Here is a 25032-nt window from a genome sequence, read left to right as displayed (position 1 = left end):
GCCATGACCTTGAGGCTTCCCGACCAGCGCCTTGATCACTGGAGGGATCGTTTGCCTGATCTGCTGAGCAGGTGTTCCCAACCGATCGTTGATCTCGATTGCGGGGACTGGATCCTGAACTGCAGCGACCTCGCTGATTTGTGCGCTGCCGTCAGCGAGGCAGGCCATCAACTCGGACGCATCACCGGCAGGGCAGCCGAAACCGTCGTGAGTGCTGCAGCCATGGGACTGGACGCAAGCCGGTCCAACACGCCGTCCACCCGTGAACTCCAGCCCAATCCTGTGCCGACGGCCCCTTCCGAGCTGTTGTTTCACCACGGCACCCTGCGCTCCGGCGACCATCTCCAAAGCGAGCGCACCATCCTGCTCTATGGCGATGTGAATCCCGGAGCGCGGATCAGTTCAACGGCTGATGTTTTGGTGTGGGGTCGCCTGCGGGGCGTGGCCCATGCCGGATGTGAGGGGTCAACATCCGCGAAAATCGTTGCCCTTCAGCTGCGGCCTCTGCAACTCAGGATTGCTGACGTTGTCGCCCGAGGCCCCGAGGATCTGCCCCAGGCAGGTTTGGCAGAACAGGCCGAGCTCAAGGATGGCGTGATCGCCATTGAACCCGCCGTCATCCAGAGCTTTCAAAAACGCTGACGGCGTTGTCAGGCCCAAAAGCCAGATTATTCTGGCCGCACCAAAGCAGAACCCTGGTGTCGACGACCCGAACCATCCTCATCTGTTCTGGCAAGGGCGGTGTCGGAAAAACAACGACCACGGCAAACCTTGGGATCGCCCTTGCCCGCCAAGGTGCCAAGACCGTGGTTCTGGACGCCGACTTCGGCCTGAGGAACCTCGATCTGCTCCTGGGCCTGGAGAACCGCATCGTTTACACCGCCCAGGAGGTGCTGGCCGAGACCTGCCGGCTTGAGCAAGCCCTGGTGAAGCACAAGCAGGAGCCAAACCTGGCCCTGCTCCCTGCGGGCAACCCTCGGATGCTCGAGTGGCTCAAGCCCAAGGACATGCAGGCCATCGTTGCTCTGCTGGAACGCCAGTTCGATTACGTGTTGATTGACTGCCCGGCAGGCATTGAAGACGGATTCAAAAATGCCGCGGCCGCAGCCCGAGAAGCAGTGGTGATCACCACCCCGGAAGTGGCCGCCGTGCGGGATGCTGATCGAGTGATCGGGCTTCTGAACACCCAGGGCGTGCAGCCAGTGCAGCTCGTGCTCAACAGGGTGCGGCCAAAGATGATGTCGAACCAGGAAATGCTTTCGGTGGACGACGTCACCGACATCCTGGCGTTACCTCTTCTGGGGCTTGTTTTTGAGGACGAACAGGTGATCGTGAGCACCAACCGTGGTGAACCCTTGACCCTGAGTGATTCGTCGTCCCCAGCGGCCCAGGCCTACGGCAACATCGCCCAACGGCTTCAGGGTGAAGACATTCCTCTGATGGACCCCTCCCAGGCCCGCCGCGGCCTCCGCGCCAGGATGCGCAAGCTGATGCAAACCCGGATTTTCTGAGGCGATGACACTCAAGGAATTCATCGACAAACTCCTGCGCCGTCAGCCCGCCAGTGCAGAAACAGCCAAAGAGCGGCTCCAGTTGGTGCTGGCCCACGACCGCAGTGACCTCAATCCGGAGCTGCTCGAACAAATGCGCCGCGAGATTCTCGAAGTGGTGGCCCGCTACGTGGAGATCGACCTCGCAGAAGGTGATGTGAGCCTCGAGACGGAAGACCGCGTCACCGCCCTGGTGGCCAACCTGCCGATCCGTCGCCCCATCGCCCAACCAGCAAAGGTGGAACCCTCTGAGCAGCAACCTGCTCAAGCTTGAAACCTCGAATCCAGAACCTCCTCACCCCCGCTGAACGGCGGGTGGTGCTGTTATTGCTCGAAGGCCTCAACAACCGCGCCATCGCCCAGCGGTTGGTGATCAGTCATCGCACCGTTGAGTGCCACATCAGCAGGGCACTCCGGAAAAGCGGTTGTCGCAATCGACTCGAGCTGGTGCTTGAGCTGATCAGGGATGGAGACCCCGCCTTGAATAGCCTGGCAGCCGGTACGATGCAGCCCATGCCGGCTTAGCTCAGCGGTAGAGCAGCGCTTTTGTAAAGCGAAGGTCATCGGTTCAAATCCGTTAGCCGGCTTGATCTGGATCAGGGCGACGTGCTGCGGTCCGATTCACCCGCCAGCAGCCAGATGAAGAACAACCCCAACAGCCAGGGGAGAAGATTCAGCTGAAGCGTCCAGGTGAAGACAGCTTCAAGGGGTTCCAGCACCCAATGAAGCAAGGCCATCACCAGCAGGCAGAGCCCAACAAGCGAGATCACTCGAGCACCTCAACCCCTGCCGGAATCACAGCACCCCGGCGCACCAGGCGCCAGCGTCCGTCCTGGACCCATACCAACACCGTGCTGGCCTGGCCCGAGGGTTGAGGCCAGGGCTGCGGACCCAGCTGAGCAACATCAGGGAAAACAAGCGCCACTTCTGCTGCGGTCATGCTGGCGGGTTCTCCGGAACGATTGGCACTGGTGGTGGCTAACGGCCCGCTGATCTGAAGCAGCGCGCGGGTCTGCTCACATGCCGGAATGCGGCAGCCCAGCGTTGTGCCACCTGGGTTGAGATACCGGCCCGCGCCGCCATCACGGGCAGGCAACACCAGGGTGAGCGCTCCAGGCCAATAGCGTTCAGCCAAGGCTTCAACCTCCCGATGGCACGGAACCGCAACCTCGTGGAGCAAATCATTGACGGATGCCCCCATCAGAATCAGGGGCTTATCGGCTGGTCGACGTTTCAAGCGCCAGAGGGTCTGGGCATGATCGGGACGCACCGCCAGTCCCGGCAGCGTGTCGGTGGGAATAATGGCGGCTTCACCGGCACGAAGCCGCAGCGCCAGGTCGGAGGCGGCCAGAACCGGAGCAGGCATGAATCCTTCCTTCATTACAGGAGTTGCATCAGCTTGATGCGGCAGGTTTGCGAGCAAGCGCGAAGCGAAGGATCCCCTCAAGATCAGCGGCCGCTCTAACCTCCACCAAGCCTGCATCCCGCAGCAGCTGCATCACCTCAGAGCTCTGGTCGTGGTGGTGTTCGAGCAGAAGCCAGCCCCCAGGCGACAGCCCCGTTGGTGCTCCATTCACCACGGTCCGGATCGCATCCAAGCCATCCGCTCCTCCAAGCAACGCCAAGTGAGGTTCGTGGTCACGGACCACAGCCTCAAGACCGTCAACCACAGCACCGGGGATGTACGGAGGATTGCTGACCACCAAATCCAGGCTTCCCCACCAGCTCTTTAGGGGCAACCACCACGAACCGAGGTGCAGCGAACAGTTGTGATGCGGGGCGCAACCCTGAAGATTGCGTTCTGCCAACTGCAAGGCATCGGAACTGAGGTCGACGCCATGCCCTGGTGCCGTCGGCCAGGCACGGGCCAGAGCCACAGCGATGGCTCCTGAACCAGTACCGAGGTCAGCCCAACGGGCGGGAGGGGTGGCTTTGAACTGGCTCATAGCCAGATCCACCAGCAGTTCTGTTTCCTGACGGGGAATCAAGGCGGCAGGCGACGACTCAAGCAACACATCCCGCCAGGGACAGAGCCCAACCAGGTGCTGGAGGGGAACATTCCCATGAAGGTGACGCTCCCACAGCTCAGAGAGCACCTCAAGGGACTGCTCCAGGGCGACGGTGCGCGTAGGGTCCAGCAACAGCCGTTGCAGGCTGGCCCAACGAAGACCAGCGGCAAGATCAAGCAACCAATCCAGATCAGCCGCGGTGCCACCCCGGGCGAGTTGTTGGCGCCGCCACTGCAACACATCAGTGCCGGCAACGGTTATGCAGTCTCTCAAGGCCGAGGCTTGCGCCAATGCAATCCAGATTCACACAGCAGTTCGCGCCGACACTCAAGGGCCAAAAGCTGGGGGGCCAGCTCAGCAGGGGAACACTGCAAACGAAGCACCAGCTGATCAAAGGTCGCCCCTGAACCAATGGCCGCCATCAACCGTTGATGCTTGCCGCGTGACTCCTCTGACCTCAACGGGCCCTCGCCAATGGAGGCGAGCAGATCCTCAGGGTGAATCAAGGCAGTCGCACCATCCCGAAGCAGGGCATTGCTGCCCAGACAGGACCAACGGCGGGCATCCCCCGGAACCACCCACACGGGGCACTGCATCCGACCCGCCCAGCGGGCCGAAATCAGTGCTCCGCTGCGTTGCGGACACTCCACCACCACAAGTGCTTGGGCAAAGGCCACCAACCAACGGTTCCGCGCCGCGAAATGCCCTGGGCGCACACGGCAGCCGGATCGGCTGGGGCTCACCAACAGCCCTTGCCTGCCGACCTGCTCTTGCAACGATCGGTGGTGCGCTGGGTAGACACGATCCAAGGGTGTCCCCAACACTCCGATGGGTGCGCCGTTTCTGGCCAAACAGCCGCGATGGGCTGCAGCATCAACCCCTTCCGCAAGACCACCGAGGACGGGCCAACCCGCCTCGGCCAGAGCACGGCCCAGCTGTTCAGCCATGGCAAGGCCATGGTCCGAGGCGGAACGCGTGCCCACCACTGCGATGGCTGTGCGGGCATTGATGTGCCGAAGCAGCGATCGATCCCCTTCGACATACAGCCCGGAAGGGGGGTGAATGCACCTGATCCAAACAAGTTGGCCAGGAAGGGTCACCCGGCAGAAGGGCACAAGCAGGCACATCAAGAGTTGGGGAAGCCCCGTGCTCGCGTCTGTAACGCTCCACGTCGCGCAAACAGTGCGCCGGCCAAGCCAGCGCCTGACCTAAGCGTCCGATCGGCCAACCCCAGAGCTGATCAGGGCCGATGGCTTGATCGCGGCAAAGCCTGCGCAGATCGGCCATGCGGGCGCTGCCCAAGCCAGGGCAAAAGGTCCAGAACCACCACCACCCCCGCACCAGCCCCAAGCAAGTACATGTGTACTAGCACGGCAGCGGCGGCTCGGGGTTCGATTCAGAGCGCTTGGCGCAACAACTGATCCATCACCCCCTGCAGCTGCTCCGGCACGCGCCTAAGCACGCGCCCCTCACGCACCATCACCAGATTCACCGACGCCTCCGCAACCACCATGTTTCTGCAGACAAAGCGAGAAACCCATGGCCAGCGCACCCCCTGCTGAGCAGGGCATCGGCTTTCAACACACACTTCGTCGCCGTGCCGTAGCGGATGGCGGTAATCCAAATGAAGCGACACCACCGGCATATCAACACCCATCGCGGTCATAGCGGCATAACCAAGGCCAGAAGCCTGAAGGGCCTCAACCCTGGCTTCCTCAAGCCACTGCACATAGGCCCCATGCCACATCACACCGGCGTAATCGGTGTGCTGAGGGAGCACACGCTTGGTCAGGGTGAACATGATCCGCGTAACGCTGCGACATCAGCTTGTCTCCACGGAGGCAACCACCCATAGGCTTCCGCAGAGGCTGCTTCATCTCCCTGTGTTCAGGAACCTTCTGATTGCCGACTCGGGCAAGGGTCACGTCGAGGAAATGATCCGCATGCTCCAGGACATTCCCAGCCTGAAGGCCGCAAAAATCAATTTGCTGCATGTGGTGTCGGAGCAAAGCAAGTCGCAATCCGACGGCCATCGCGATGAAGCAGCAAACCTCTTGAACAGTGCAATCACGCGCATGGGCCTGAGCCCATCAAGCGTGAGCACCTTGATTCGTGAAGGCGACACCAAGCAGACCGTGCTCAAGGTTGCCGATGAGGTTCAGGCCGACCTGATCGTGATGGGATCCCGCGGCCTGGGACGCCTTCAATCGATCCTGGCTAACAGCACCAGCCAATACGTCTTTCAACTGTCCACGCGGCCGATGCTGCTGGTGCGGGATGACCTCTACGTCAAGCATGTCAACCGCGTGATGGTGACGATTGACGGAACAGGCGTTGGGGACGACGCTCTGCGCACAGCCTGCGAACTGGTGCGTGAAATCCCTGGCGGAACCCTCACTGGTGTGCATGTCGTTCGCCAGGAATCAGCACCCTCCAGGGGAGGCCGGACCAAAGCGGACGAGGTTCTCGACGCCGCTGTTCAGCGGGCCAGGGGTTTCGGTGTCGACATGAAAGCCATCCACACCGAAGGGAAGGACATCGGTCGCAGCGTTTGCCTGGCTGCATCGGAGTGCAACGCAGACCTGGTGGTCATCGCCTCTCAGGACCGACGCCCTCTTGTCGCCAGAGGGCTGGTGGATTTGGACAAACTGCTGGGCGGATCAGTCAGCGACTACATCCGAGTGCACGCACCAGCTCCTGTGCTGCTGGTGCGTGAGCCTGAACAGGGCTGAATCAGGCCTCGTTGTTCTGCGTGCCGATGTAGAGCACGATCAGGAAGATCGCCGGAACCAGGATGAACAGAAGGCTGGCGACGAATCCGAGATCGTTGGTTTCCATGGCCGTTGGAGGGGTCCAGGCGAAGGTATCACCGACAAGAGGCCTGAGGAGCGTCTGCTCTAGGCCTCGTCACCGGCGGTAGCAGCCTTGACATCTCGGCTGTCGCCATCGACCCCATCCTGATCCTCCTCATCGAGTTCACTGACCGGAGGCGCTGGCCATGCGGTGGGGCCCGCCGGCAGCGGCGCCTGCCTGGCCGCAGCCAATCTCGAATCGGCATTGGCGAGCCTCACCTGAGGCCGGGTGAGAACCATGACCGACTTCTCCACCAGGGCCTGACAGGCCAGACGCCACTCCTGGGGTCGGCGGCGCAACTTGCTGTCTTCGACGGCGGTGCGTGCCGTCAGTGCATCGGCGTTGTCTTCGTCGACCACGGAAACGAAGCAGGTGATGCACTGACCACAGCCTCCGCAGTTGCCCAGCTGCCCCTTCAGGCCATAGAGCTCAATGCCCTCACGCCGGGCCACCTCACGCAGATTCTCACCGGGGTAACACTCCACATCACGCCCTTCGCGAACAAACCGGATAACGGGCATGAGCTCACAAGCAACCAAACCCCATCATGGGCTGAAGCATTGCGTTTTGTGAACAGCAGGGGCCTGACTTTCATGTCACTGACCGTTGCGGGCAGGTCACTTTTCCCCCGCCCCATGGACTGAAGCCCTTACGATCGCCCATGTCTGACTGCATAAGCAGTCTTGTCCCCCGAACCTGACCCATGGGATTGCCCTGGTATCGGGTGCACACCGTTGTCATTAATGACCCGGGCCGCCTTCTGGCTGTGCACCTCATGCATACAGCCCTCGTAGCCGGCTGGGCCGGCTCCATGGCTCTCTACGAGCTGGCCATTTTCGATCCGTCTGATCCTGTCCTGAACCCCATGTGGCGTCAGGGCATGTTCGTGATGCCCTTCATGTCCCGCCTTGGCGTGACCGGCAGCTGGGGTGGATGGAGCATCACCGGCGAAACGGGTGTTGATCCCGGTTTCTGGAGTTTTGAGGGCGTCGCTGCCGCTCACATCGTTTTCTCCGGCCTGATGATGCTGGCAGCCATCTGGCACTGGACTTATTGGGATCTGGAGATCTGGCAGGACCCCCGCACGGGCGAACCCGCCCTCGACCTCCCGAAGATCTTCGGCATCCACCTTCTTCTCGCTGGACTCGGCTGCTTCGGCTTCGGTGCTTTCCACCTCACTGGCGTCTTCGGGCCAGGCATGTGGATCTCTGACCCTTATGCATTAACCGGTCATCTCGAGGCAGTTCAACCGTCTTGGGGACCCGAAGGTTTCAACCCCTTCAATCCCGGTGGCATCGTTGCCCACCACATTGCTGCTGGAATCGTCGGCATCATTGCCGGCATCTTCCACATCACCACGCGTCCGCCCGAGCGTCTCTACAAAGCGCTTCGGATGGGCAACATCGAAACCGTTCTGGCCAGCGCCATCGCAGCCGTGTTCTTCGCCGCTTTCATCGTGGCTGGAACCATGTGGTACGGCTCTGCGGCGACTCCAGTCGAGCTGTTTGGCCCCACCCGTTATCAGTGGGATCAGAGCTATTTCAAAACTGAGATCAACCGTCGCGTTCAAACCGCGATGGACGATGGCGCTACCCAGGAAGAAGCCTTCGAGGCCATCCCTGAGAAGCTCGCTTTCTATGACTACGTCGGCAACAGCCCTGCCAAGGGCGGTCTGTTCCGCGTGGGTCCGATGGTGAACGGCGATGGTTTGGCAACCGCTTGGGTTGGTCACATCGCATTTAGCGACAAAGAAGGTCGCAACCTCGAAGTCCGTCGCCTGCCGAACTTCTTCGAGAACTTCCCCGTCGTTCTGGAAGACGAGCAAGGCATCGTTCGTGCCGACATTCCCTACCGTCGTGCAGAAGCCAAGTTCTCCTTCGAACAACAAGGCGTAACCGCCAAGGTGTTCGGTGGCGCACTGGACGGCCAGACCTTTACTGACCCTGCCGACGTGAAGCGCCTTGCCCGTAAGGCACAGCTGGGTGAAGCCTTCGACTTCGACCGTGAGACCTACAACTCTGACGGCACGTTCCGCAGCTCGCCACGCGGCTGGTTCACCTTTGGCCACGCCACCTTCGCGCTGCTGTTCTTCTTCGGCCACATCTGGCACGGTGCCCGCACCCTGTACCGCGACGTGTTCGCTGGTATTGATCCAGACCTCGGAGATCAGGTGGAATTTGGCCTCTTCGCCAAGCTCGGTGACAAAACCACCCGTCGCCTGCCCGAGGGCTACGTTCCCCCCGCAGGAACTCCCCTCAACTGATCGCCCTCTAGGAACAACACGATGGAAAGCTTCGCTTACGTCCTCATCCTTACCCTCGCGATTGCCACCCTCTTCTTCGCAATCGCCTTCCGCGATCCGCCGAAAATCGGTAAGTGATTTGAACCCTCAAAACCCCGCCTCGGCGGGGTTTTTTCATGCTTTCCATCACCCACCGTCGCAAGCCGGTCTCGTCCACACGAGTGGACCACAGCAGTCTCACGTCAGCAACAGCCGTCGACGGAATCCTCAAATGAGACTGATGTCTACGAGGCCCTTCTCAAGTCTCAAATCACTGTCTACAGTTGGTGGAACTAATTGATGCCCTCGGGGATGCAGTGCCCCTCCTGCCAAAACACAGATAGTCGCGTTCTCGAATCCAGGGCAGCGGATGGTGGACGCAGCGTGAGACGACGGCGTGAATGCCTCAACTGTGAATTCCGCTTTACCACCTACGAGCGGGTGGAAACCGTTCCGATCACAGTGATCAAACGCAACGGCAACCGGGAGATCTTCAGCCGCACCAAGTTGCTGCACGGCTTGAATCGTGCATGCGAGAAAACGGGTTTGGACACGTCTCGGCTCGAATCCCTCGTGGAAGAGCTCGAACTGAAACTCCAGCAACGCAACGGCAAGGAAGTCAGCAGCACTGAGATCGGTGAGTTTGTGCTGAGAGATCTCAAGCAGATCAGCGAAGTGGCCTACATCCGATTCGCATCGGTTTACCGCCAGTTCCGTGGCATTGACGACTTCGTGTCGACTCTGGAAACACTGAACGCCGATCAGGAACAGAACAACCTGGCCACAGTTCGTTGAATCGGTTCGTTGACTTCAGTGCGTTGAACCACTAGGCGGCATCGCTGCACTGAAGCCGTCAGTCAGGTCTGTAAAGTCAATAGTTCTCCATGAAACGTCGGCGGGCGTTCCATGCGATTTTTTCGAACTACCCACCTGAGGTAGACCGCCAGCCCCCCATGTCTGCGACTCCGACAGAAGAACAGATCCAGGATCAGGTTCAGGACGCGAACGCCACAGAAGCCTCTGCAGAAACCGCCGCCGCCGAACAGGCGTTTGAGGGTGAGGATCTGAGCATTCCTGAAGACGTCCCCACCGCGGATGATCCAAGCAGCCGCGCCGCCAGCCGCAGCCTGGACGATGCCGGATTCACCATCGATGAGTTCGCGGCTCTCCTCAGCAAGTACGACTACAACTTCAAGCCTGGCGACATCGTCAACGGCACGGTCTTCGCCCTGGAATCGAAGGGCGCCATGATCGACATCGGCGCCAAGACGGCTGCCTTCATGCCTCTGCAAGAGGTGTCGATCAACCGGGTCGAGGGTCTGAGCGACGTGCTCCAGCCCGGAGAGATCCGCGAGTTCTTCATCATGAGTGAGGAGAACGAAGATGGTCAGCTGGCCCTGTCGATCCGTCGGATCGAATACCAGCGGGCATGGGAGCGGGTCCGCCAGCTCCAGAAGGAAGACGCAACCATCTACTCCGAAGTGTTTGCCACCAACCGTGGTGGTGCCTTGGTCCGCGTTGAAGGTCTGCGGGGCTTCATCCCCGGATCCCACATCAGCACCCGCAAGCCGAAGGAAGAACTGGTTGCCGACTTCCTGCCTCTGAAGTTCCTCGAGGTGGACGAAGAGCGCAACCGCCTGGTGCTCAGCCACCGCCGCGCCCTGGTGGAGCGGAAGATGAATCGCCTGGAAGTGGGCGAAGTTGTGGTGGGTACCGTCCGCGGCATCAAGCCCTACGGCGCCTTCATCGACATCGGTGGTGTCAGCGGTCTGCTGCACATTTCCGAGATCAGCCACGAGCACATCGAGACCCCCCACTCGGTGTTGAACGTGAATGATCAGATGAAAGTGATGATCATCGATCTGGATGCCGAGCGCGGCCGGATTTCGTTGTCCACGAAGGCTCTCGAGCCCGAACCGGGCGACATGCTCACCGACCCTCAGAAGGTGTTCGAGAAGGCCGAGGAAATGGCTGCTCGTTACAAGCAGATGCTGATGGAGCAGGCCGAAGAGGGCGAAGATCCGATCAGCTCCATGATGATCTGAGCCTGATGGCCCAACTGCTGCTGAAGGGACATCCCATCGGCAATTTCCAAGGGGTGCTGTTCGATAAGGACGGCACCCTTTCCCATAGCGAGCCGCATCTGCTGGCCTTGGCAGAGGCACGCATCAACAAAGCCGTAAAGGTTGCTCAGGAACAAGCCCCTGCGCTGAAACCCTGTGAGCTGCGCCACACCCTGCGCAGAGCGTTCGGTGTTGATCAAGGCATGCTCGATCCCGGCGGAACCCTGGCGGTTGCCTCCAGGCAGGACAACATCGCCTCGACGGCAACGGTGTTCTGCCTGTTGGGCTGCTCATGGCCCCAGGCTCTCTCCCTGGCCCACACCTGCTTCGACGCGGCTGACCAGGATGGCCTGATAGACACCACCCCAAGCCCATTGATCAACGGGGCTGGGCAACTGCTACAGGACCTGCACCAGCAGGGCGTCACCGCTGCTGTGATCAGCAACGACACCCATTCCGGCATTAAAGACTTCCTGGCTCACCATCAGCTCGGCGCAGGCGTTGCCGGCATCTGGAGTGCTGACGACCATCCGCGCAAACCCGATCCACAGGCCGTGCTGGAACTGTGCAAGAGGCATGGCCTGCCACCCCAAAGGTGTGCCTTGGTTGGCGATGCGGAGACCGACCTTCAGATGGCCCTTGAGGCCGGTATCGGCGGGGTGATTGGCTTTACCGGTGGCTGGAAGCATGCTCCGGAACTGCCATCAGCACAGCATCTGCTCCACAGCTGGACCGACCTCACCCTCAGCACAGACGAGTAAAGTCGCGCGATCTGGAGCACCGAATGAGCCGTTTCGTCTTTACGTCTGAGTCAGTCACCGAAGGGCATCCCGACAAGATCTGCGACCAGGTGAGCGACGCCGTTCTGGATGCTCTGCTGGCGCAAGATCCCTCCAGCCGTGTGGCCTGCGAGACCGTTGTGAACACCGGCCTCTGCATGATCACCGGTGAGGTGACCTCCAAGGCGCAGGTGGATTTCATCCACCTGGTGCGCAACGTGATCAAGGAGATCGGTTACAGCGGCGCCCGGGCCGGTGGCTTCGATGCCAACAGCTGTGCGGTGCTGGTGGCCCTCGACCAACAGTCCCCCGACATCGCCCAGGGCGTGAACGAGGCCGACGACCACGCCGGTGATCCTTTGGATCTGGTGGGTGCCGGCGACCAGGGAATCATGTTCGGCTACGCCTGCAACGAGACGCCCGAGCTGATGCCGTTGCCGATCAGCCTGGCCCACAGGCTGTCGCGCCGCTTGGCCGAAGTGCGCCACAACGGAACCCTGGGTTACCTGCTTCCCGATGGCAAAACCCAAGTGAGCGTTGTCTACGAAAACGACAAGCCCGTCTCGATCGACACGATCCTGATCTCCACCCAGCACACCGCTGAAGTGGACGGGATCAGTGATGAGCAGGGCATCCGCGAGCGCATCACCGAAGACCTCTGGACCCATGTGGTGGAGCCGGCGACCGCCGATCTGGCCCTCAAGCCCTCCCGCGAGGCCACCAAATATCTGGTGAACCCAACCGGCAAATTCGTGGTGGGTGGCCCTCAGGGCGATGCCGGTCTCACCGGCCGCAAGATCATTGTGGACACCTACGGCGGCTATGCCCGCCACGGCGGTGGTGCTTTCTCCGGCAAGGACCCCACCAAGGTGGACCGTTCGGCCGCCTACGCCGCGCGCTATGTGGCCAAGTGCCTTGTGGCCGCAGGGCTCGCCGAACGGGCCGAAGTGCAGCTGAGCTACGCCATCGGCGTGGCCAAACCCGTGTCGATCCTGGTGGAATCCTTCGGCACCAGCGCACTGGCCAACGATGCCCTCACCGCCTTGGTGCAGGAGCACTTCGATCTGCGCCCCGGCGCCATCATCGAGACCTTCGGTCTGCGCAACCTCCCCCAGCAACGGGGCGGGCGTTTCTATCAGGACACAGCGGCTTACGGCCATTTCGGACGCAACGACCTCAACGCCCCCTGGGAAGACGTGACAGCAAAAAGCCAGGAGCTGAAGCAGGTCGCCGCGGCCTGAAGCCATGACGGATTCACCGCTGGTGCTCGGAATCGACCTGGGCACCAGCGGCATCCGCACAGCCGTTGTTGCCGCTAACGGTGCGGTTCTCGACAGCAGATCCCAGGCCTACGGCGGAGATTTCGCCAACCCCCACAGCTGGCGCGAAGGCTGTGGAGATCTGATCAGGGCAATCCCAGCCCAGCTGAGGTGCCAGCTGAAAGCACTCGCCGTGGATGGCACCTCCGGCACGCTGCTGGCCTGTGATCGCGATGGTTCCCCACACGGGAAAGCACTGGCCTACTCCCAGAGCTGTCCTGAGCTGCAGTCAGCTCTGCAGCCTTTGGTGGATCCGAGCAGTCCGGCCGCCAGCTGCAGCGGCAGCTTGGCCCGGGCCTTGCGACTCCTCACTTGCCACGGCGAGAAGATCCTGCTGCGGCATCAAGCCGACTGGATCAGCGGATGGCTGCTGAACGACTGGCGCTGGGGGGAAGAAGGCAACAACCTGCGTCTGGGTTGGGATCTGATAACGAACAGCTGGCCAGCCCGTTTTGCCGAACAGCCCTGGCGGCCTGCTCTGCCGGAGATCCGTCCCAGCGGCAGCATTCTCGGGATGATCGCACCGGAGCAGGCCAAGGCCTTGGGCCTGGCGAACGATCTGATCATCGTTGCCGGAACAACGGATTCCAATGCCGCCGTGCTCGCCGCCGATCCGGGGCCCGGAGATGGGATCACCGTACTGGGGACCACGCTGGTGATGAAGTGCTTCACCGAGACGCCCCTGAAAGCCACGGGTGTCACCAGCCATCGCGTGGGGGGACGCTGGCTCTGTGGAGGCGCCTCCAATGCAGGGGCCGGCGTGCTGCGGCGTTTCTACAGCGACGACCAACTCAGCGAACTGAGCCGCCAGATCAACCCGGACACCGACAGCGGACTCCGCCTGCGGCCGCTTCCCGCCCCAGGGGAACGGTTCCCTGTGGATGATCCAGAGCTGCTGCCTGTGCTTGAACCACGGCCGGTGAGTGATGCCCTCTACCTGCATGGACTGCTCGAAGGTCTCGCCGAGATCGAGGCGCAGGGTTGGCACCGCCTGAACGAGCTGGGTGCTGCCGCACCCCGACGGATCATCAGCATCGGCGGGGGAGCGCGCAATCCCCAATGGCGACGGCTTCGGGAACGCCGCCTCGGCTGCGTTGTTACGAGTTGCCAAACACCCCCGGCTGCAGGTGTGGCGCGACTGGCCCAACAGGCCCTGGTCGGGTGAGAATTCCGGCAATACGCCCAACCCCCATGCCCACCAAGCTCCGCGATGGTCTGGCCATCGGCCTTTTCGTCGTTCTGGCGGGGTATGTGGGCTTCAGTGGCATTCGCCTCGGCCTTTTGTTGATCGAGCGCTTCGCTTGAGCCGATCACTGCAAAGATTGCACTCACCTGTTTGATCCCAATGCCTGCAGACCCCCTTACTGATGCCGTCAGCACACGGATCTGCAAACACATGAACGACGACCATGCCGAAGCGGTGCTGGCCTACGCCAAGCACTACGGCGGCGTCAGCAATCCCGCTGCAGCACGCATGGTGTCTGTGAAAGCGGAAACCATGGAACTGGAGGTGGATGGCGCCACAGTCAGCATTGCTTTCGATCACACCCTCACCGACAGCGAAGACGCCCACCGCACCTTGGTGGCCATGCTGCGGGCGATGCCCAAAGAAGGCGCCTGATCTCGGAGCGATTCAGCCCAACAGTGGAACGCTCGTTGCAGCGACCAATCCTCTTTGCATCGCGCGCTCCTGAGCTTTGCCCAAACCCTTCTGATCGAGCCCCGCTGCCCGATCTGTGATGGACCCTGGGACAACCCTCTGCCGCCGACGGCTCCCTGCACCACATGCCTCGATGCCCTTGCTCTCCCTTGTCAGGGACTCAAGGGCTTGCAGCCCTTGCCGTGGTGCGCTCTCGGGTCTTACGCAGGCCCGCTGCGCCAGCTTCTGCTGAAGCTGCGTCAACAGCGCCAAGGCAAAGCGCTTGTGGCCTTGGTTCAGCTGCTGTCTGACCGCTTCACCCTGCCTGCAACAGCAGTGCTGGTGCCGATTCCAAGCTGGAAGCGGCAACGATCCAACCCCTTGCCGCAGCGCATCGCCCTGGGATTGGGCCGGCCGACGACAGAGCTGCTGCACCGCAACCGTGCCGGGTTAAGCCAACACCATCTGAACAAACGCCAACGCGAAACCAACCTGATCGGGGCGTTCCAGGCCTGCCCCTTGGACAGACAAGGAGCCCACTGCTCGGTCTGGCTCGTGGACGACATCCTCACGACAGGGTCCACCGCTTTGGCTGCCCGTGAGGCCCTTGAAGCTGCTGGCCACCGCGTGGCTGGATTGATCTGCCTGGCACGAACCCCCGCAAGGGAGCGCAGGCGGTGATTTAAGATTCCCGTGTCGCTTCGGCGGCGCGCCGGGATAGCTCAGTTGGTAGAGCAGGCGACTGAAAATCGCCGTGTCCCCAGTTCAAATCTGGGTCCTGGCATCACATTGATGCCAAAACTGCCGTGTCATTCATCTCCCCAGATGCAGGCACAGACCGCGTTTTCGACAACGCGGACAGTTTTGCCATGGTGTTCGACCGCACCTGGAAGCAACTGCGAGGCAGCAACAAGGCTGAACTCAGCCAGGAGGAGCATCTCGAAGCCGTGCTGGAGGCGATGGCCGATCACCCCTTCCTGATCAGTTCCCCGGACATGGCACGCCAGGTGGCCGCATTCAGGATCAGGTTGCTGGAACTGGCCTGATCAGGCGGAGAGCAGATCGATCTGGGGATCATCCACATATTCCGTGTCATCGCTGAGGGTCTCGTCACTGAAGGCCTCGTCCTCGACGCGGTCGTCGTCCATCTCCATTTCAGGAGCTTCTGAGATGTCGTGATCTTCGTCTGCTGGAGCTTCCTCGGCATGGGAATCAGGGTGAAGCTCCACCACCTCGCCTGGGCTCAGACGATCCCGAAGCATCCGCACCTTCTCTTCGCTGGCTAGGAGCAATTCGCCGGCGTCATCGCTGACCGCGGCGATTTCCGCATCCTCCTGTTGCTGGCCCTCAACAGCGGCCAACCGCGTCTCCAGCTCCATCAACCGATCCGCCAGCGTTTCAACCACTTCACTGAGGCTGAGCAGGTGGGTGCACAGCTGTTGCTCGAACGCGGTGCGCGGGGAGGTGGTGGTCACCGGGCTGGCCTCGTGTTGAGAAATTTCGCTGATGGTATCGATGCTGAGCTTCGTGTCCACGGCCCTGGGAAAAGCCACGACTGGCCTACATTCCCCAGGGCTTTCGAGCGATTGAAGAGATGTCCAGGCTGAAGACGGGGCTGAAGATCAGCGCCTGGGTCGCCATCTTCATTGTTGCCGTCGTTTATCTGCAGCGATACGGCATCGCACCGCTGCAAAGCGCCGTGAATGAGATGGGCATCTGGGCCCCGCTCGGACTGTTCCTGCTGAGAGGGGTGAGCATTATCCTGCCAGCGCTGCCCAGTTCGGTGTATTCCCTGCTGGCCGGCTCGCTGCTGGGCTTCAAAGCGGGCTACCTCACGATCATCCTGTCAGACCTGGTGTTCTGCAGCGCGGCCTTCTTCATCGCCCGCCGCTGGGGACGCGGACCGGTGAGCCGCCTGGTGGGGGCTAGCGCGATGAAACGCATCGATGGCTTCAGCAAGAACCAGCTGGAAGGCAACTTCTTCTTGATGACAGGCCTGCTGATGACCGGGCTGTTTGATTTCCTCAGCTATGCCATCGGGATCAGCCGCACCCACTGGCGTCTCTTTGCTCCCGCCCTGCTGATCAGCGTGCTGATCAGCGATTCGATCCTCGTGGCTGTTGGAGCTGGTGCCGCTCAGGGCGCCAGCCTCACCCTGGGCTTGGCTCTGCTGGCGATGTTTGCTCTGGCAACCATCACCGGTGTGCTGAAAAAGAAATCCTCAGAGGCGCCCTCCAACAACCACTCCTGACAGGAGCCCTAGGGGATGACAGCCGATCCATGTCGATTCCCACGAACCGCTGACTGGGTCGAGGAAATTCCTGGACACTGGTTACATTCGAATTGATCGGCGTTTCTCGATGAGCGCACTGGCAGATCCGAGAATTGCCACCCTGCAGAACCAGGCCGGCAGCAGCGGTGAGCTGGATCTACCGGTGGGAGAGGGCTGTTTTCGGATCAACCTCCGTGATGAAAACATCGCGCTCTGGCAGGAGACATTTGATCAACACACCACGGCGGCCAACCTTCTTTTGGCTTGCGAAGAAAGCAATGGAGACCTCAAGGACACCCGCCTGACCTGGGTGGTGGGATCTGCCATCCGCACAGCGACGGCCTCAAGCCCAGACTCAGTTGGCTGGCTGTTGACGCAGTTGGGGGTACCAACTGAACTCACGGAAGCAGCCATCAGCCGTTGTCCTGGCCTGGGGGACGACCTGGTGTGGGCTTTTTACCTGGAACGCCACGGCTGGCTGATCGCCACACCGGTGGCCAGCGTCAACCCTTGAACTTCCAGAACATCGACTTCAAGACCCTGCTGCAGACCGCACAGGTTCAAGGACTGAGCATCAACCAGGATTTGCCTCAGGCCACGCGCAGCATTCTTGAGCGTGCTGATCAAGCCCAACGCCAGCTCACGGCTGATGAGCTCGCAACGATCTGCCAGGTCTCCGGTATGGATAAATTGCTTCCCGGCAGCCTGATCCAACGGTCGGATCAGCTGGTGAACCAGGCACGGGGTCATCTGATTGAGACCCAGCCGCATCTGGTGCAACCGGGAGGAGCTCTTCACCCGGAAGACAGGGCAGAGACCTGCTGGAGGGACTGCTGGAACTTTCTACGCGTGATCACCTACGCGGTGGCCTGCAACCAGAGCTGCTTTACAAACCCGAGCGGCATGGCCGCCCTTCGGGAGCTGTACAGACGAATGAACGTGCCCATCGAGGGGATGAACATCGCCCTCGGTCAGCTTAAAGAGAAGGCCTTGGAAGGGGTCTCGCGATCGAACGACCGTCAGTTGATCCGCGACTGCTTCCAGCACCTACACGCCGAGCTCAACAAATCTGCAGTTAAGAGCTGATAAGCGCTACCACCAAATTTTTTTGATCAAGAGAGGATTACATCCAAGTATTTCTACTCACGGAGCACCCCATGGCCATCCCGCTTCTTGGGTACCCGCTCAACACCCAAAACGGTCGCGTTAGCAACCTGGCCGGAGACAACAGCACCATCAAGCCCCAAACATATGCCTCCTCTGCAGCGGGCGATGACAGCGCCAGAGCAGAGATGGACAGCTTGATTGAACAGGCCTATCGCCAAGTCTTCTTCCATGCGATGCGCAGTGATCGCGAACCGTTCCTGGAATCACAGCTCCGCAGCGGCAACATCACGGTTCGGGATTTCATCCGAGGTCTGCTGCTGTCGGAACGCTTCCAGCAGGGCTACTACCAGTGCAACTCGAACTACCGGATGGTGGATCAGGTGGTGGGACGCGTGCTCGGGCGCCCAACCCATGGCGACGCCGAACGCCGGGCCTGGTCGATCGTGATCGGAGAGAAGGGCTTTACCGCCTTCATCGACGCCCTACTCGACAGCCCGGAATACATGAACTGCTTCGGGTACGACCTGGTTCCTCAGCAACGTTCACGCGTTCTGCCCGGGCGGCCCCTTGGGGAAATCCCGATCTACCAACAATTCCCCCGCTACGGAACCGACTGGCGCGACGCCCTTCAAGATCGGGCGCCTATCCATCAAGGTGCGCAGTCAGAACGACTGGAGGTTGCTGCCACTTGGGTGAACGAGGAACCCCCTGCTTTCGCTCTCAAGCTCTGGCTCGGCCTGTTTGCCGTCGGTGGATTCGAAATCGTGCGGGTGCTCATTACCATCGTTGTCTCGATGCTGCGCAACTGAGATGTCGATGCCCAAATCTGGGGCTCTAAATCTGCGTGAGTGGACGGCACCCGAAACGTGCGGAGCAACAAGCTCAGCCACAAATCCAATCGATGCTCGAGGGGCTGACTGGAGCGGTCAGGACTTAGGAGAACTCGACCTAAGAGACGCCAAGCTCTGTCGCTGTGATCTACGCGGCACAAACCTCAGCCAGTGCCAACTCGAGGGAGCTGATCTACGTCTGGCCCGTTACGACCAGACCACCCTGGTGCCTGAGGGCTTTGCACTGAACACAAGCGGTGCCGTTGGCCCCGGGGCGAAGCTGAATGGGGCTTTTCTCAACAGCACAGATCTGCGCGGGATGGATCTCAGAGGGAGCGTGTTGATGGGCGCCTATCTGAGTGGTTCAGATCTGAGTGGAGCTTTGCTCGATGGCGTTTCCTTAGCAGGCGCTGACCTGCGATCAGCCACGTTTCGCGGAGCCATGTGCCGGGGGACCCGCTTCGGAACCTGCGAGATGGACATGGCCGATCTTCGCGGGGCCAACCTTGAGGGGGCGGCACTTGAAACGGTGACGTCGATTCGGGGGGCGGACTTTTCGCTCTGCACCGGACTGGAGGATCAAATTGGTGCTCTGCTCAGTCGATCCGTCCAGGAACTCGACTGCTGGAATCCGATGACCCGCTCCACGACAAGGGCGAGCCTTGAGTCCCTGATCAAGGGGCAAGGGCAGGACGCCTAAAGCGAGCCATTTGCATCCAAACTTTTCCTACAAAACCCGCCGAGATCGCCGTCACGGCGCAGGAATCAGCCCGTGACGCAACAGTCGGACACAATTGATTGAGGTTTATAAAGAATGCTCTTCGGGCGTGAGCTTCTGAAGGACTATTAGTCGAACCACTGCGTGTGAATTCATGCCTTTCGGTCCAGCCTCGCTTCTAGGGGTCGAACGCTTCTCTGAGGAGAGTGAAGCCCCTCTCGAGCTGATCCCAGGCGATGAGGACGCCAGGAAAGAACAGATCATCCGTGCTGTGTACAAGCAAGTGCTTGGCAACGCTTACGTGATGGACAGCGAGCGGCAGATCGTCGAAGAGTCGCAGTTCAAGCTCGGTGAAATCAGCGTTCGTGAGCTGGTGGGCCGCATTGCCAAAAGCGACTTGTACCGAAGCCGCTTCTTTGATAACTGCGCGCGATACCGCTACATCGAGCTGGCCTTCCGCCATCTTCTCGGTCGCGCACCTGCTGACTACGCGGAAATGCGTGAGCACGCCGATCGCCTGGACAGCCAAGGGTATGAGGCTGATATCGACAGCTTCCTGAACAGCGCTGAATACCAGAACACCTTCGGCGAGTGGACGGTCCCCTATCAGCGGGGCTGGAAGACCGAAAGCTGTGCGACATTGCAGGAATTCACCTGGAGCTTTCAGTTGCTGCGCGGCAACAGCAGCAGCAGCCTCAAGGGTGATCTTGCAGGCAACAGGAGCAAGCTGGGTGGTTCGGCTTATTTGAACAGAGCCATCGCAGTGGTTCCCCCGTCATCCAAAGAAACGGCTGGCTGGAGTTTCCGTCCCTCGACCAACCTTCAAGACGCACCCACACGTCTCGGGGTTGGCGCAGGCGATCAAGGCATTACGTATCGCGTCGAAGTCACGGCTTACAAAGCCAACAATGTGAGGCGAATTTCCCGCTACACCCGAAGCAACCGAATCTTCTACGTGCCGTTCGACAAGCTCTCAGAGCAGTTCAAACGCATTCATAACGAGGGCGGCAAAATCGCCAGCATTACGCCGGTGACTTAACCCAGCTCCGCATTTATCTCGACGCTAACGACTCCCCTCTCCCCTCACCAAAACAATGGCCAGCACCCAATCCTCCCTCGGTTTCGGCGCAACCACCAAGTGGAATGATCCCGTTCGCTTCCAGCGCAAGGGAGGAGCAGAACAAAGCACTGCCCTAACCAATGGCGAATTTCTAAAGCAGTCGTGTGATCAGATGGCGATTGGGGTTGGTCCCCGGAGTCACGCTGACTGCCCCCATCGCGTCACAAGCGAGTGCTACTCGCCAGAGGATGACGCGTCTCTGGAGACCGTGATCAGTGCGTCATATCGACAGATTTTTGGCAACGCCCACGTGATGGATTTCGAGCGTTGCTCGGAATTGGAAGCTCAGCTGCGGGACGGTCGATTGACCGTGCGTGACTTCATTCGCGGCCTGGCCAAGTCCAGCTTCTACAAGGACCGCTTCTTCAGAAGCGTTGCTCCACAGCGGGGTGTCGAGCTGAATTTCAAGCATCTGCTGGGTCGTGCACCTGAAACACAGGCTGAAATCTCGTCAAAAATTGCCCTTCTGGCAGAACACGGTCACGACGGCTTGGTCGACAGCATCGTCGACTCCGCGGAATACCTCGAAGTCTTCGGCAGCGACGTGGTGCCCTATGCCCGTTCATGGTCTTCTCCCGCTGATTTATCAACAGCAGCCTTCCCAATGCTGGCCGCTCTTCAAAAGAGTTTTGCCGGCAGTGATAGTGCCCGCGGCGCAGGCCCGGCGCTAACCCGCAGCCTTGCCAATGGCGTGGCTCCGCGAATCAGCCTGCCTAGTCAGCCTGTTGGTCTGCGTCCATCGTCTGGAAGTTTCACGGCCACGCAGTTCAGCAGCAAAGCACCTGGCATCACCTCAGGCAAAGACTCTGCACCCATGCGCGGTGATATGTATGTCACCTTCGGCCTCGGCCAGCGGGAGCAAGAAACTTTCCAACGTTGCCCTGGTGACGGCCCCGATCAGCTCGCCGCGCTGATTCGTTCCACCTACAAACAGGTGATGGGCAATCCCCATCTGATGGAATTCGAACGGGTTGTCTCCGCGGAAAGCAAATTCATCGATGGCTATCTGAGTACACGTGAATTCGTTCGTGCTGTGGGTCTTTCAGCCGAATACAAGCGCCGTTTCTTCGAAACCAGCGCGCCATATCGATTCATCGAGCTGAACTTCAAACATTTCCTGGGAAGAGCGCCGCGGTCCCAAGCGGAAATCAGCGAGCACACCAAGATCCTTGCCGAAGGTGGCTACGAGGCGGAAATCTCCAGCTATGTGGATAGCCTGGAATACCAGAACACCTTTGGTGAAGACACAGTTCCGTTCGCTCGAATCCTCACGGAAAGCGGCCGCTCTCAAGTTGACTTCAACCGTCAACTGAGCCTGGCAGAAGGGTATGCGGCGAGCGATACGGTCCTCGGCAGCTCCGCTTTGGTGAGTTCAGTCGCCACAGGCCTGGCTCCCAGTGGCTGGAGCAAAACCACCAGCCGGGCTAACAGAACCGGTACCCAATCAGGCGCAGCTGATCCCACCAAGAAGCGGTACCGCATTGTTGTTGCTTCGCAGGCAGCTCGTTCCCGTCAGCGCACAGCTGGAAACAGCTACGTCGTGTCTGGAAAAGACATGAGCAGCCAGATGAAGTACATCCATGCACGTGGAGGCAAGATCGTTTCCATCACTGAAGTGATGTAGGAGCATTCGATTGCTGCAACAGGGAGCCACTTCCTGAAGGGGTGGCTCACTCACATCACTTTCTATTCATACAAAAATGACTGGGCCAACAACTCTTTCCTCGGCAGCCAACGTCGACACGTCACATGCTGCAGATGTGATCCGCCAAGCGTACCGCCAGGTGTTTGGCAATCGACACCTGATGGAACTCGATCTGAACCCCTCTATTGAGGCACTGTTCATGAACGGGGACCTAACGGTTCAAGGATTGGTAACGGCTCTCGCACAGTCGGAAACCTATAAAAAGCTTTTCCTGGAATGCAACAGCCCCTACAGCTTTGTTGAACTGAACTTTAAACATCTACTAGGCCGTCCTCCCCGTGACCAAGCCGAGTTGATGAGCCATGTTCGACTGCTGCAGGAAGAGGGATACGAAGCAGAAATCGCCAGTTACACCTACAGCGATGAATACCTTTCTGCCTTTGGCATCGACCAAGTTCCATACAATCGTGCAACTCAGACCGTGGTGGGCGGAAGCACGCTGTACTTCACACGTGCGAAGGCTTTGGATGCCGGATATGCCGGATACGACAACGCAGAAACAGATTCGAAACTCTTGAATAGTCTCTGCACTGGCAGTTCACCAGAGGCACAAGATCGCAGAAGCGTTGGCAACGCCAAGTCTTTGACCATCAACTGGACATCACGTCGTCAGGTGGGTGCCAACCGCCGAGCAGTTCAAAAGTCGGTGGTGACTCAAACTTCCATGTCAGCCACCATCAAATCAATTCTGTCGCAGGGCGGCCAGATCCTTTCTATTGCGAAGGCTTAACCCTTGGGGATATCTGGCAGATTTGACTGGATGCTCAGTCATAATCTTCTGGTGATCGTTAACCGGCCAATAGACGCCAGTCAACAGGTACAAAACGAAATTTAGTTTCAGACATGCCCATTCTGCGTCCACCTTCCAGCGAAAACCCAAACAGGAACACAACATTCCTGCAGTCGGTCTCATCAACACCCATGGCCATGTCCATGATGGTCGACTCCATGGTTAACATGATGCACATCAACTCTCCTTCGCTGGATGAGCTCAGCTCAGAAAACAACACAAGCCTGCATGACGATTGAGCAATTTGTTGCTCAAAGTACAGGTAAATGGCGCTCAATGCGATCGGGTCACTCCTTAGCTTTTCAACAGTTCGAAGAGGTTCTGAGCGAAGTTACGATCAAAGAGATCAGCAAAGAAGATTCTACAGTCAAACAATTACTTGAATCATCTCTAGCCAATAAATATGATTTAGATACAGTTTCATCTCCATTCAAAATGGAATGGTGCGCAGAAAGTGACTGGGAACCAGATGACCCATCAGAAGTATCCTCAGGCTCTTGCATTATTATTCCTTTTGTCAAAGATATGTCTTCGGGGACGCTGATCCGAAGTGTTGGCTATGCAGAAGCTGATGCGGCCATCTCTGAATACAACTTTGCAAACGACGGCACATTCACGCTCACAACAAACTACGAACAGTCCATTGCCGAAGAAAGAATTTGGTTTGTCTCAGAGAATGTGCGCTGCAGATCATCAGTTTTGAGAACTTCAGCCGGATCAGGCGTACTCCAAACATCTTTTGCATCAGAAGTCAGACGAATTAATGCATAATTACCAAAGATGAACAAGAATTTGAATTTATCCCTTGCCGAGTTCGCCAAAACTCTTGCGGGCGTGTACGACAACATCGAACAGTCCCAAAAAGACCCGAAAGATTTTGCACGTATCAATATATTTTTTCGACCATTGCCCTGGCATATTTTCGAAGGGCCAGGCTTTTATTCGGAGCAATGTTACGACTATGCACCGTGGGATCCCTACCGACAGGGCATTCACCGATTGACAGCGCATGAAGATACTTTTGTGGTTGAAAACTATGGGTTTACAAATCCCAGAAGATTAGCGGGAGCTGGTCGAGATCCCCAAATCATGAATGCAATCGATTCCGCAACCCTAAAAGAACGGTGTGGATGTGCCATGCACTTTCATCGCAAAGAAAAGGGACATTACATTGGAAAAGTTGAACCAGGAAAAAACTGCTTGGTTCCACGAGACGGAAAACTCACTTATCTTGTGAGTGAAGTTGAGGTAGACCAAGAAAACTGGATTAGTCGCGATCGAGGCTTTGATCCAAACACTGATGAACAAATTTGGGGCTCTGAACACGGACTTCTGAGATTTAAAAGAACCCAAAGCTTCTCCGAGGAAATCAATGATGAGTGGCTAAATTCGAAAACCTAGAATGGAAGATGTCAAAAAACAAATGAAGTCTTGGATACGCTCACAACATCTAATATGTGTTGGCACAGACTTTATATTCGAAACAGTTGATCAAACTCAACTTGACAAGTTTGAGGCTTCTGTTCAAGCAATTGGTGGGAGAATAAGAACAGTCAAGGCAATAGGAAATTGGCCGATGGGACCAAGACGATCGTTCAAAATACTGCAAGCAACTGCAAGCGTACCTAGACCAGGGGGAGAAGATCTAGTCACTTATTGGGCAAAGAAAGGCAGTAAAACAACAAGATATTCAGAAATCAATTCTTGAGTGAGTATTCATTCTTCGAACCAGCCCATCCAGGTGTCTTGGCTGAAATCAGTATGTTTGCTCCATTTTCTCAAAATAGCGGAGGAGTCAATATCAAAACCATTGGCAGCAGCTATTTCAATAACTTGGTCCTGATTAAGGGCAGCCTTAATCTGAGCTTTGAGATCTGGATTTTGACGAACTTGATTGATAAAAGCCTCTAAGACTTGATCTTGATTTGCACTAAGAGGAGAATCTGTCATCAAGAGGCATCGAAAGCTCTAAAAATTCTAAACGAAATTCCCATGAG

General features: G+C 58.7%; 36 protein-coding genes and 2 tRNA genes. 28 read left to right on the top strand and 10 right to left on the bottom strand.

Annotated elements, in window-relative coordinates:
- The first annotated feature begins 3 nt into the window (after positions 1-3).
- The 5 genes from minC to SynA1562_RS02460 all read left to right on the top strand — a co-directional run bounded on the left by minC (position 4) and on the right by SynA1562_RS02460 (position 2137).
- Positions 4-642: a septum site-determining protein MinC gene (minC, locus tag SynA1562_RS02480; RefSeq protein WP_186495265.1), complete on the top strand. Its 639-nt coding sequence runs from the start codon at positions 4-6 to the stop codon at positions 640-642.
- Between the two features lie 56 nt (positions 643-698).
- Positions 699-1511: a septum site-determining protein MinD gene (minD, locus tag SynA1562_RS02475; protein ID WP_006849989.1), complete on the top strand. Its 813-nt coding sequence runs from the start codon at positions 699-701 to the stop codon at positions 1509-1511.
- 4 nt (positions 1512-1515) lie between these two features.
- Positions 1516-1824: a cell division topological specificity factor MinE gene (gene minE / locus SynA1562_RS02470; RefSeq protein WP_006851856.1), complete on the top strand. Its 309-nt coding sequence runs from the start codon at positions 1516-1518 to the stop codon at positions 1822-1824.
- Positions 1821-2075 carry a response regulator transcription factor gene (locus SynA1562_RS02465; RefSeq protein WP_370593245.1) on the top strand — a complete coding sequence of 85 codons (255 nt, stop codon included), beginning with the start codon at positions 1821-1823 and terminating at the stop codon, positions 2073-2075. Before minE ends, SynA1562_RS02465 begins: the two co-directional genes overlap by 4 nt.
- Positions 2066-2137, top strand: a tRNA-Thr gene (locus tag SynA1562_RS02460). The genes SynA1562_RS02465 and SynA1562_RS02460 overlap by 10 nt, the downstream gene beginning before the upstream one ends.
- Positions 2138-2146: 9 nt before the next feature.
- On the opposite strand, the gene SynA1562_RS02455 is transcribed toward SynA1562_RS02460, so the two are convergent.
- The 5 genes from SynA1562_RS02455 to SynA1562_RS02435 form a co-directional block, all read right to left on the bottom strand.
- Positions 2147-2320: a hypothetical protein gene (locus SynA1562_RS02455; RefSeq protein ID WP_186494614.1), complete on the bottom strand. Its 174-nt coding sequence runs from the start codon at positions 2318-2320 to the stop codon at positions 2147-2149.
- Positions 2317-2916: an L-threonylcarbamoyladenylate synthase gene (locus SynA1562_RS02450; RefSeq protein ID WP_186494613.1), complete on the bottom strand. Its 600-nt coding sequence runs from the start codon at positions 2914-2916 to the stop codon at positions 2317-2319. The genes SynA1562_RS02455 and SynA1562_RS02450 overlap by 4 nt, the downstream gene beginning before the upstream one ends.
- 28 nt (positions 2917-2944) lie before the next feature.
- Entirely contained in the window at positions 2945-3832 is an 888-nt protein-coding gene (gene prmC / locus SynA1562_RS02445) for a peptide chain release factor N(5)-glutamine methyltransferase (RefSeq protein WP_255445697.1), read from the bottom strand.
- Positions 3829-4686, bottom strand: coding sequence for a DNA-processing protein DprA (locus SynA1562_RS02440; RefSeq protein ID WP_370593244.1), 858 nt, complete (start codon positions 4684-4686; stop codon positions 3829-3831). The genes prmC and SynA1562_RS02440 overlap by 4 nt, the downstream gene beginning before the upstream one ends.
- Positions 4687-4955: 269 nt before the next feature.
- Positions 4956-5360, bottom strand: coding sequence for a thioesterase family protein (locus SynA1562_RS02435; RefSeq protein ID WP_186494611.1), 405 nt, complete (start codon positions 5358-5360; stop codon positions 4956-4958).
- Between the two features lie 82 nt (positions 5361-5442).
- On the opposite strand from SynA1562_RS02435, the gene SynA1562_RS02430 reads away from it, so the two are divergent.
- Positions 5443-6291, top strand: a complete 849-nt coding sequence (locus SynA1562_RS02430; protein WP_186494610.1) for a universal stress protein — start codon at positions 5443-5445, stop codon at positions 6289-6291.
- Between the two features lies 1 nt (position 6292).
- Here the strand turns inward: SynA1562_RS02430 and psbM are convergent, their stop codons facing one another.
- Together psbM and SynA1562_RS02420 are read right to left on the bottom strand one after the other, a co-directional pair.
- Entirely contained in the window at positions 6293-6397 is a 105-nt protein-coding gene (gene psbM / locus SynA1562_RS02425) for a photosystem II reaction center protein PsbM (RefSeq protein ID WP_025362091.1), read from the bottom strand.
- A gap of 59 nt (positions 6398-6456) precedes the next feature.
- On the bottom strand, positions 6457-6933 hold the full coding sequence (locus tag SynA1562_RS02420; protein WP_186494609.1) for a 2Fe-2S iron-sulfur cluster-binding protein: 477 nt from the start codon (positions 6931-6933) through the stop codon (positions 6457-6459).
- Between the two features lie 182 nt (positions 6934-7115).
- On the opposite strand from SynA1562_RS02420, the gene psbB reads away from it, so the two are divergent.
- The 11 genes from psbB to SynA1562_RS02365 all read left to right on the top strand — a co-directional run bounded on the left by psbB (position 7116) and on the right by SynA1562_RS02365 (position 15539).
- Entirely contained in the window at positions 7116-8675 is a 1560-nt protein-coding gene (psbB, locus tag SynA1562_RS02415) for a photosystem II chlorophyll-binding protein CP47 (RefSeq protein ID WP_114987403.1), read from the top strand.
- A 21-nt stretch (positions 8676-8696) separates the two neighbouring features.
- Positions 8697-8792 carry a photosystem II reaction center protein T gene (locus SynA1562_RS02410; protein WP_011128841.1) on the top strand — a complete coding sequence of 32 codons (96 nt, stop codon included), beginning with the start codon at positions 8697-8699 and terminating at the stop codon, positions 8790-8792.
- Positions 8793-9005: 213 nt separating this feature from the next.
- Positions 9006-9488 (top strand): transcriptional regulator NrdR, encoded by a 483-nt coding sequence (gene nrdR, locus SynA1562_RS02405; protein WP_186495263.1) that lies wholly within the window; start codon positions 9006-9008, stop codon positions 9486-9488.
- Between the two features lie 158 nt (positions 9489-9646).
- The gene (locus SynA1562_RS02400; protein WP_186494608.1) at positions 9647-10738 is read left to right on the top strand and encodes a 30S ribosomal protein S1; all 1092 of its coding nucleotides are present in this window, start codon (positions 9647-9649) and stop codon (positions 10736-10738) included.
- Between the two features lie 5 nt (positions 10739-10743).
- On the top strand, positions 10744-11517 hold the full coding sequence (locus SynA1562_RS02395; protein WP_186494607.1) for an HAD family hydrolase: 774 nt from the start codon (positions 10744-10746) through the stop codon (positions 11515-11517).
- Positions 11518-11540: 23 nt separating this feature from the next.
- The gene (metK, locus tag SynA1562_RS02390) at positions 11541-12776 is read left to right on the top strand and encodes a methionine adenosyltransferase (protein WP_186494606.1); all 1236 of its coding nucleotides are present in this window, start codon (positions 11541-11543) and stop codon (positions 12774-12776) included.
- Between the two features lie 4 nt (positions 12777-12780).
- The gene (locus SynA1562_RS02385; RefSeq protein WP_186494605.1) at positions 12781-14019 is read left to right on the top strand and encodes an FGGY-family carbohydrate kinase; all 1239 of its coding nucleotides are present in this window, start codon (positions 12781-12783) and stop codon (positions 14017-14019) included.
- Between the two features lie 180 nt (positions 14020-14199).
- The gene (locus tag SynA1562_RS02380; protein ID WP_186494604.1) at positions 14200-14475 is read left to right on the top strand and encodes a DUF2470 domain-containing protein; all 276 of its coding nucleotides are present in this window, start codon (positions 14200-14202) and stop codon (positions 14473-14475) included.
- Between the two features lie 54 nt (positions 14476-14529).
- A complete protein-coding gene (locus SynA1562_RS02375; protein ID WP_186494603.1) occupies positions 14530-15174 on the top strand; it encodes a ComF family protein in 645 nt (214 codons plus the stop codon).
- Positions 15175-15204: 30 nt separating this feature from the next.
- Positions 15205-15277 (top strand) — tRNA-Phe (locus SynA1562_RS02370).
- Between the two features lie 22 nt (positions 15278-15299).
- Positions 15300-15539 (top strand): hypothetical protein, encoded by a 240-nt coding sequence (locus tag SynA1562_RS02365; protein WP_186494602.1) that lies wholly within the window; start codon positions 15300-15302, stop codon positions 15537-15539.
- On the opposite strand, the gene SynA1562_RS02360 is transcribed toward SynA1562_RS02365, so the two are convergent.
- Positions 15540-15968 carry a hypothetical protein gene (locus SynA1562_RS02360; protein WP_255445696.1) on the bottom strand — a complete coding sequence of 143 codons (429 nt, stop codon included), beginning with the start codon at positions 15966-15968 and terminating at the stop codon, positions 15540-15542.
- Positions 15969-16087: 119 nt separating this feature from the next.
- Here SynA1562_RS02360 and SynA1562_RS02355 point away from each other — a divergent pair, with 119 nt between their 5' ends.
- The 8 genes from SynA1562_RS02355 (at position 16088) to SynA1562_RS02320 (ending at position 22975) form a co-directional block, all read left to right on the top strand.
- Positions 16088-16744, top strand: a complete 657-nt coding sequence (locus tag SynA1562_RS02355) for a TVP38/TMEM64 family protein (RefSeq protein ID WP_186494600.1) — start codon at positions 16088-16090, stop codon at positions 16742-16744.
- A 109-nt stretch (positions 16745-16853) separates the two neighbouring features.
- On the top strand, positions 16854-17279 hold the full coding sequence (locus SynA1562_RS02350) for a hypothetical protein (protein ID WP_186494599.1): 426 nt from the start codon (positions 16854-16856) through the stop codon (positions 17277-17279).
- On the top strand, positions 17213-17851 hold the full coding sequence (locus SynA1562_RS02345; RefSeq protein WP_255445695.1) for a phycobilisome polypeptide: 639 nt from the start codon (positions 17213-17215) through the stop codon (positions 17849-17851). The genes SynA1562_RS02350 and SynA1562_RS02345 overlap by 67 nt, the downstream gene beginning before the upstream one ends.
- Before the next feature lie 71 nt (positions 17852-17922).
- Positions 17923-18681: a phycobilisome rod-core linker polypeptide gene (locus SynA1562_RS02340; RefSeq protein WP_186494598.1), complete on the top strand. Its 759-nt coding sequence runs from the start codon at positions 17923-17925 to the stop codon at positions 18679-18681.
- A gap of 1 nt (position 18682) precedes the next feature.
- On the top strand, positions 18683-19402 hold the full coding sequence (locus SynA1562_RS02335) for a pentapeptide repeat-containing protein (RefSeq protein ID WP_186494597.1): 720 nt from the start codon (positions 18683-18685) through the stop codon (positions 19400-19402).
- 172 nt (positions 19403-19574) lie between these two features.
- Positions 19575-20459, top strand: coding sequence for a phycobilisome linker polypeptide (locus SynA1562_RS02330; protein ID WP_115080295.1), 885 nt, complete (start codon positions 19575-19577; stop codon positions 20457-20459).
- A 55-nt stretch (positions 20460-20514) separates the two neighbouring features.
- Positions 20515-22164 (top strand): phycobilisome rod-core linker polypeptide, encoded by a 1650-nt coding sequence (locus tag SynA1562_RS02325; protein ID WP_186494596.1) that lies wholly within the window; start codon positions 20515-20517, stop codon positions 22162-22164.
- A gap of 76 nt (positions 22165-22240) precedes the next feature.
- Positions 22241-22975, top strand: coding sequence for a phycobilisome rod-core linker polypeptide (locus SynA1562_RS02320; RefSeq protein ID WP_186494595.1), 735 nt, complete (start codon positions 22241-22243; stop codon positions 22973-22975).
- Positions 22976-23033: 58 nt separating this feature from the next.
- On the opposite strand, the gene SynA1562_RS02315 is transcribed toward SynA1562_RS02320, so the two are convergent.
- The gene (locus SynA1562_RS02315; protein WP_186494594.1) at positions 23034-23252 is read right to left on the bottom strand and encodes a hypothetical protein; all 219 of its coding nucleotides are present in this window, start codon (positions 23250-23252) and stop codon (positions 23034-23036) included.
- 11 nt (positions 23253-23263) lie between these two features.
- Between SynA1562_RS02315 and SynA1562_RS02310 the strand changes: the two genes are divergently transcribed.
- From SynA1562_RS02310 to SynA1562_RS12950, 3 genes are read left to right on the top strand one after another with little or no spacing between them, the layout of a single operon-like run.
- Positions 23264-23806: a phycobiliprotein lyase gene (locus SynA1562_RS02310; RefSeq protein WP_186494593.1), complete on the top strand. Its 543-nt coding sequence runs from the start codon at positions 23264-23266 to the stop codon at positions 23804-23806.
- 9 nt (positions 23807-23815) lie between these two features.
- Entirely contained in the window at positions 23816-24436 is a 621-nt protein-coding gene (locus SynA1562_RS02305; protein ID WP_186494592.1) for a chromophore lyase CpcT/CpeT, read from the top strand.
- Position 24437: 1 nt separating this feature from the next.
- Positions 24438-24743 (top strand): CpeR family transcriptional regulator, encoded by a 306-nt coding sequence (locus SynA1562_RS12950; RefSeq protein ID WP_071823038.1) that lies wholly within the window; start codon positions 24438-24440, stop codon positions 24741-24743.
- Positions 24744-24751: 8 nt separating this feature from the next.
- On the opposite strand, the gene SynA1562_RS02300 is transcribed toward SynA1562_RS12950, so the two are convergent.
- On the bottom strand, positions 24752-24985 hold the full coding sequence (locus SynA1562_RS02300) for a Nif11-like leader peptide family natural product precursor (RefSeq protein ID WP_186494591.1): 234 nt from the start codon (positions 24983-24985) through the stop codon (positions 24752-24754).
- Between the last annotated feature and the right edge of the window lie 47 nt (positions 24986-25032).

The organism is Synechococcus sp. A15-62, from assembly GCF_014280075.1.
Taxonomy (GTDB): Bacteria; Cyanobacteriota; Cyanobacteriia; order PCC-6307; family Cyanobiaceae; genus Parasynechococcus.
Note: the sequence above shows the minus strand (reverse complement) of the source record. Positions and strands in the feature narration are given on the sequence as shown.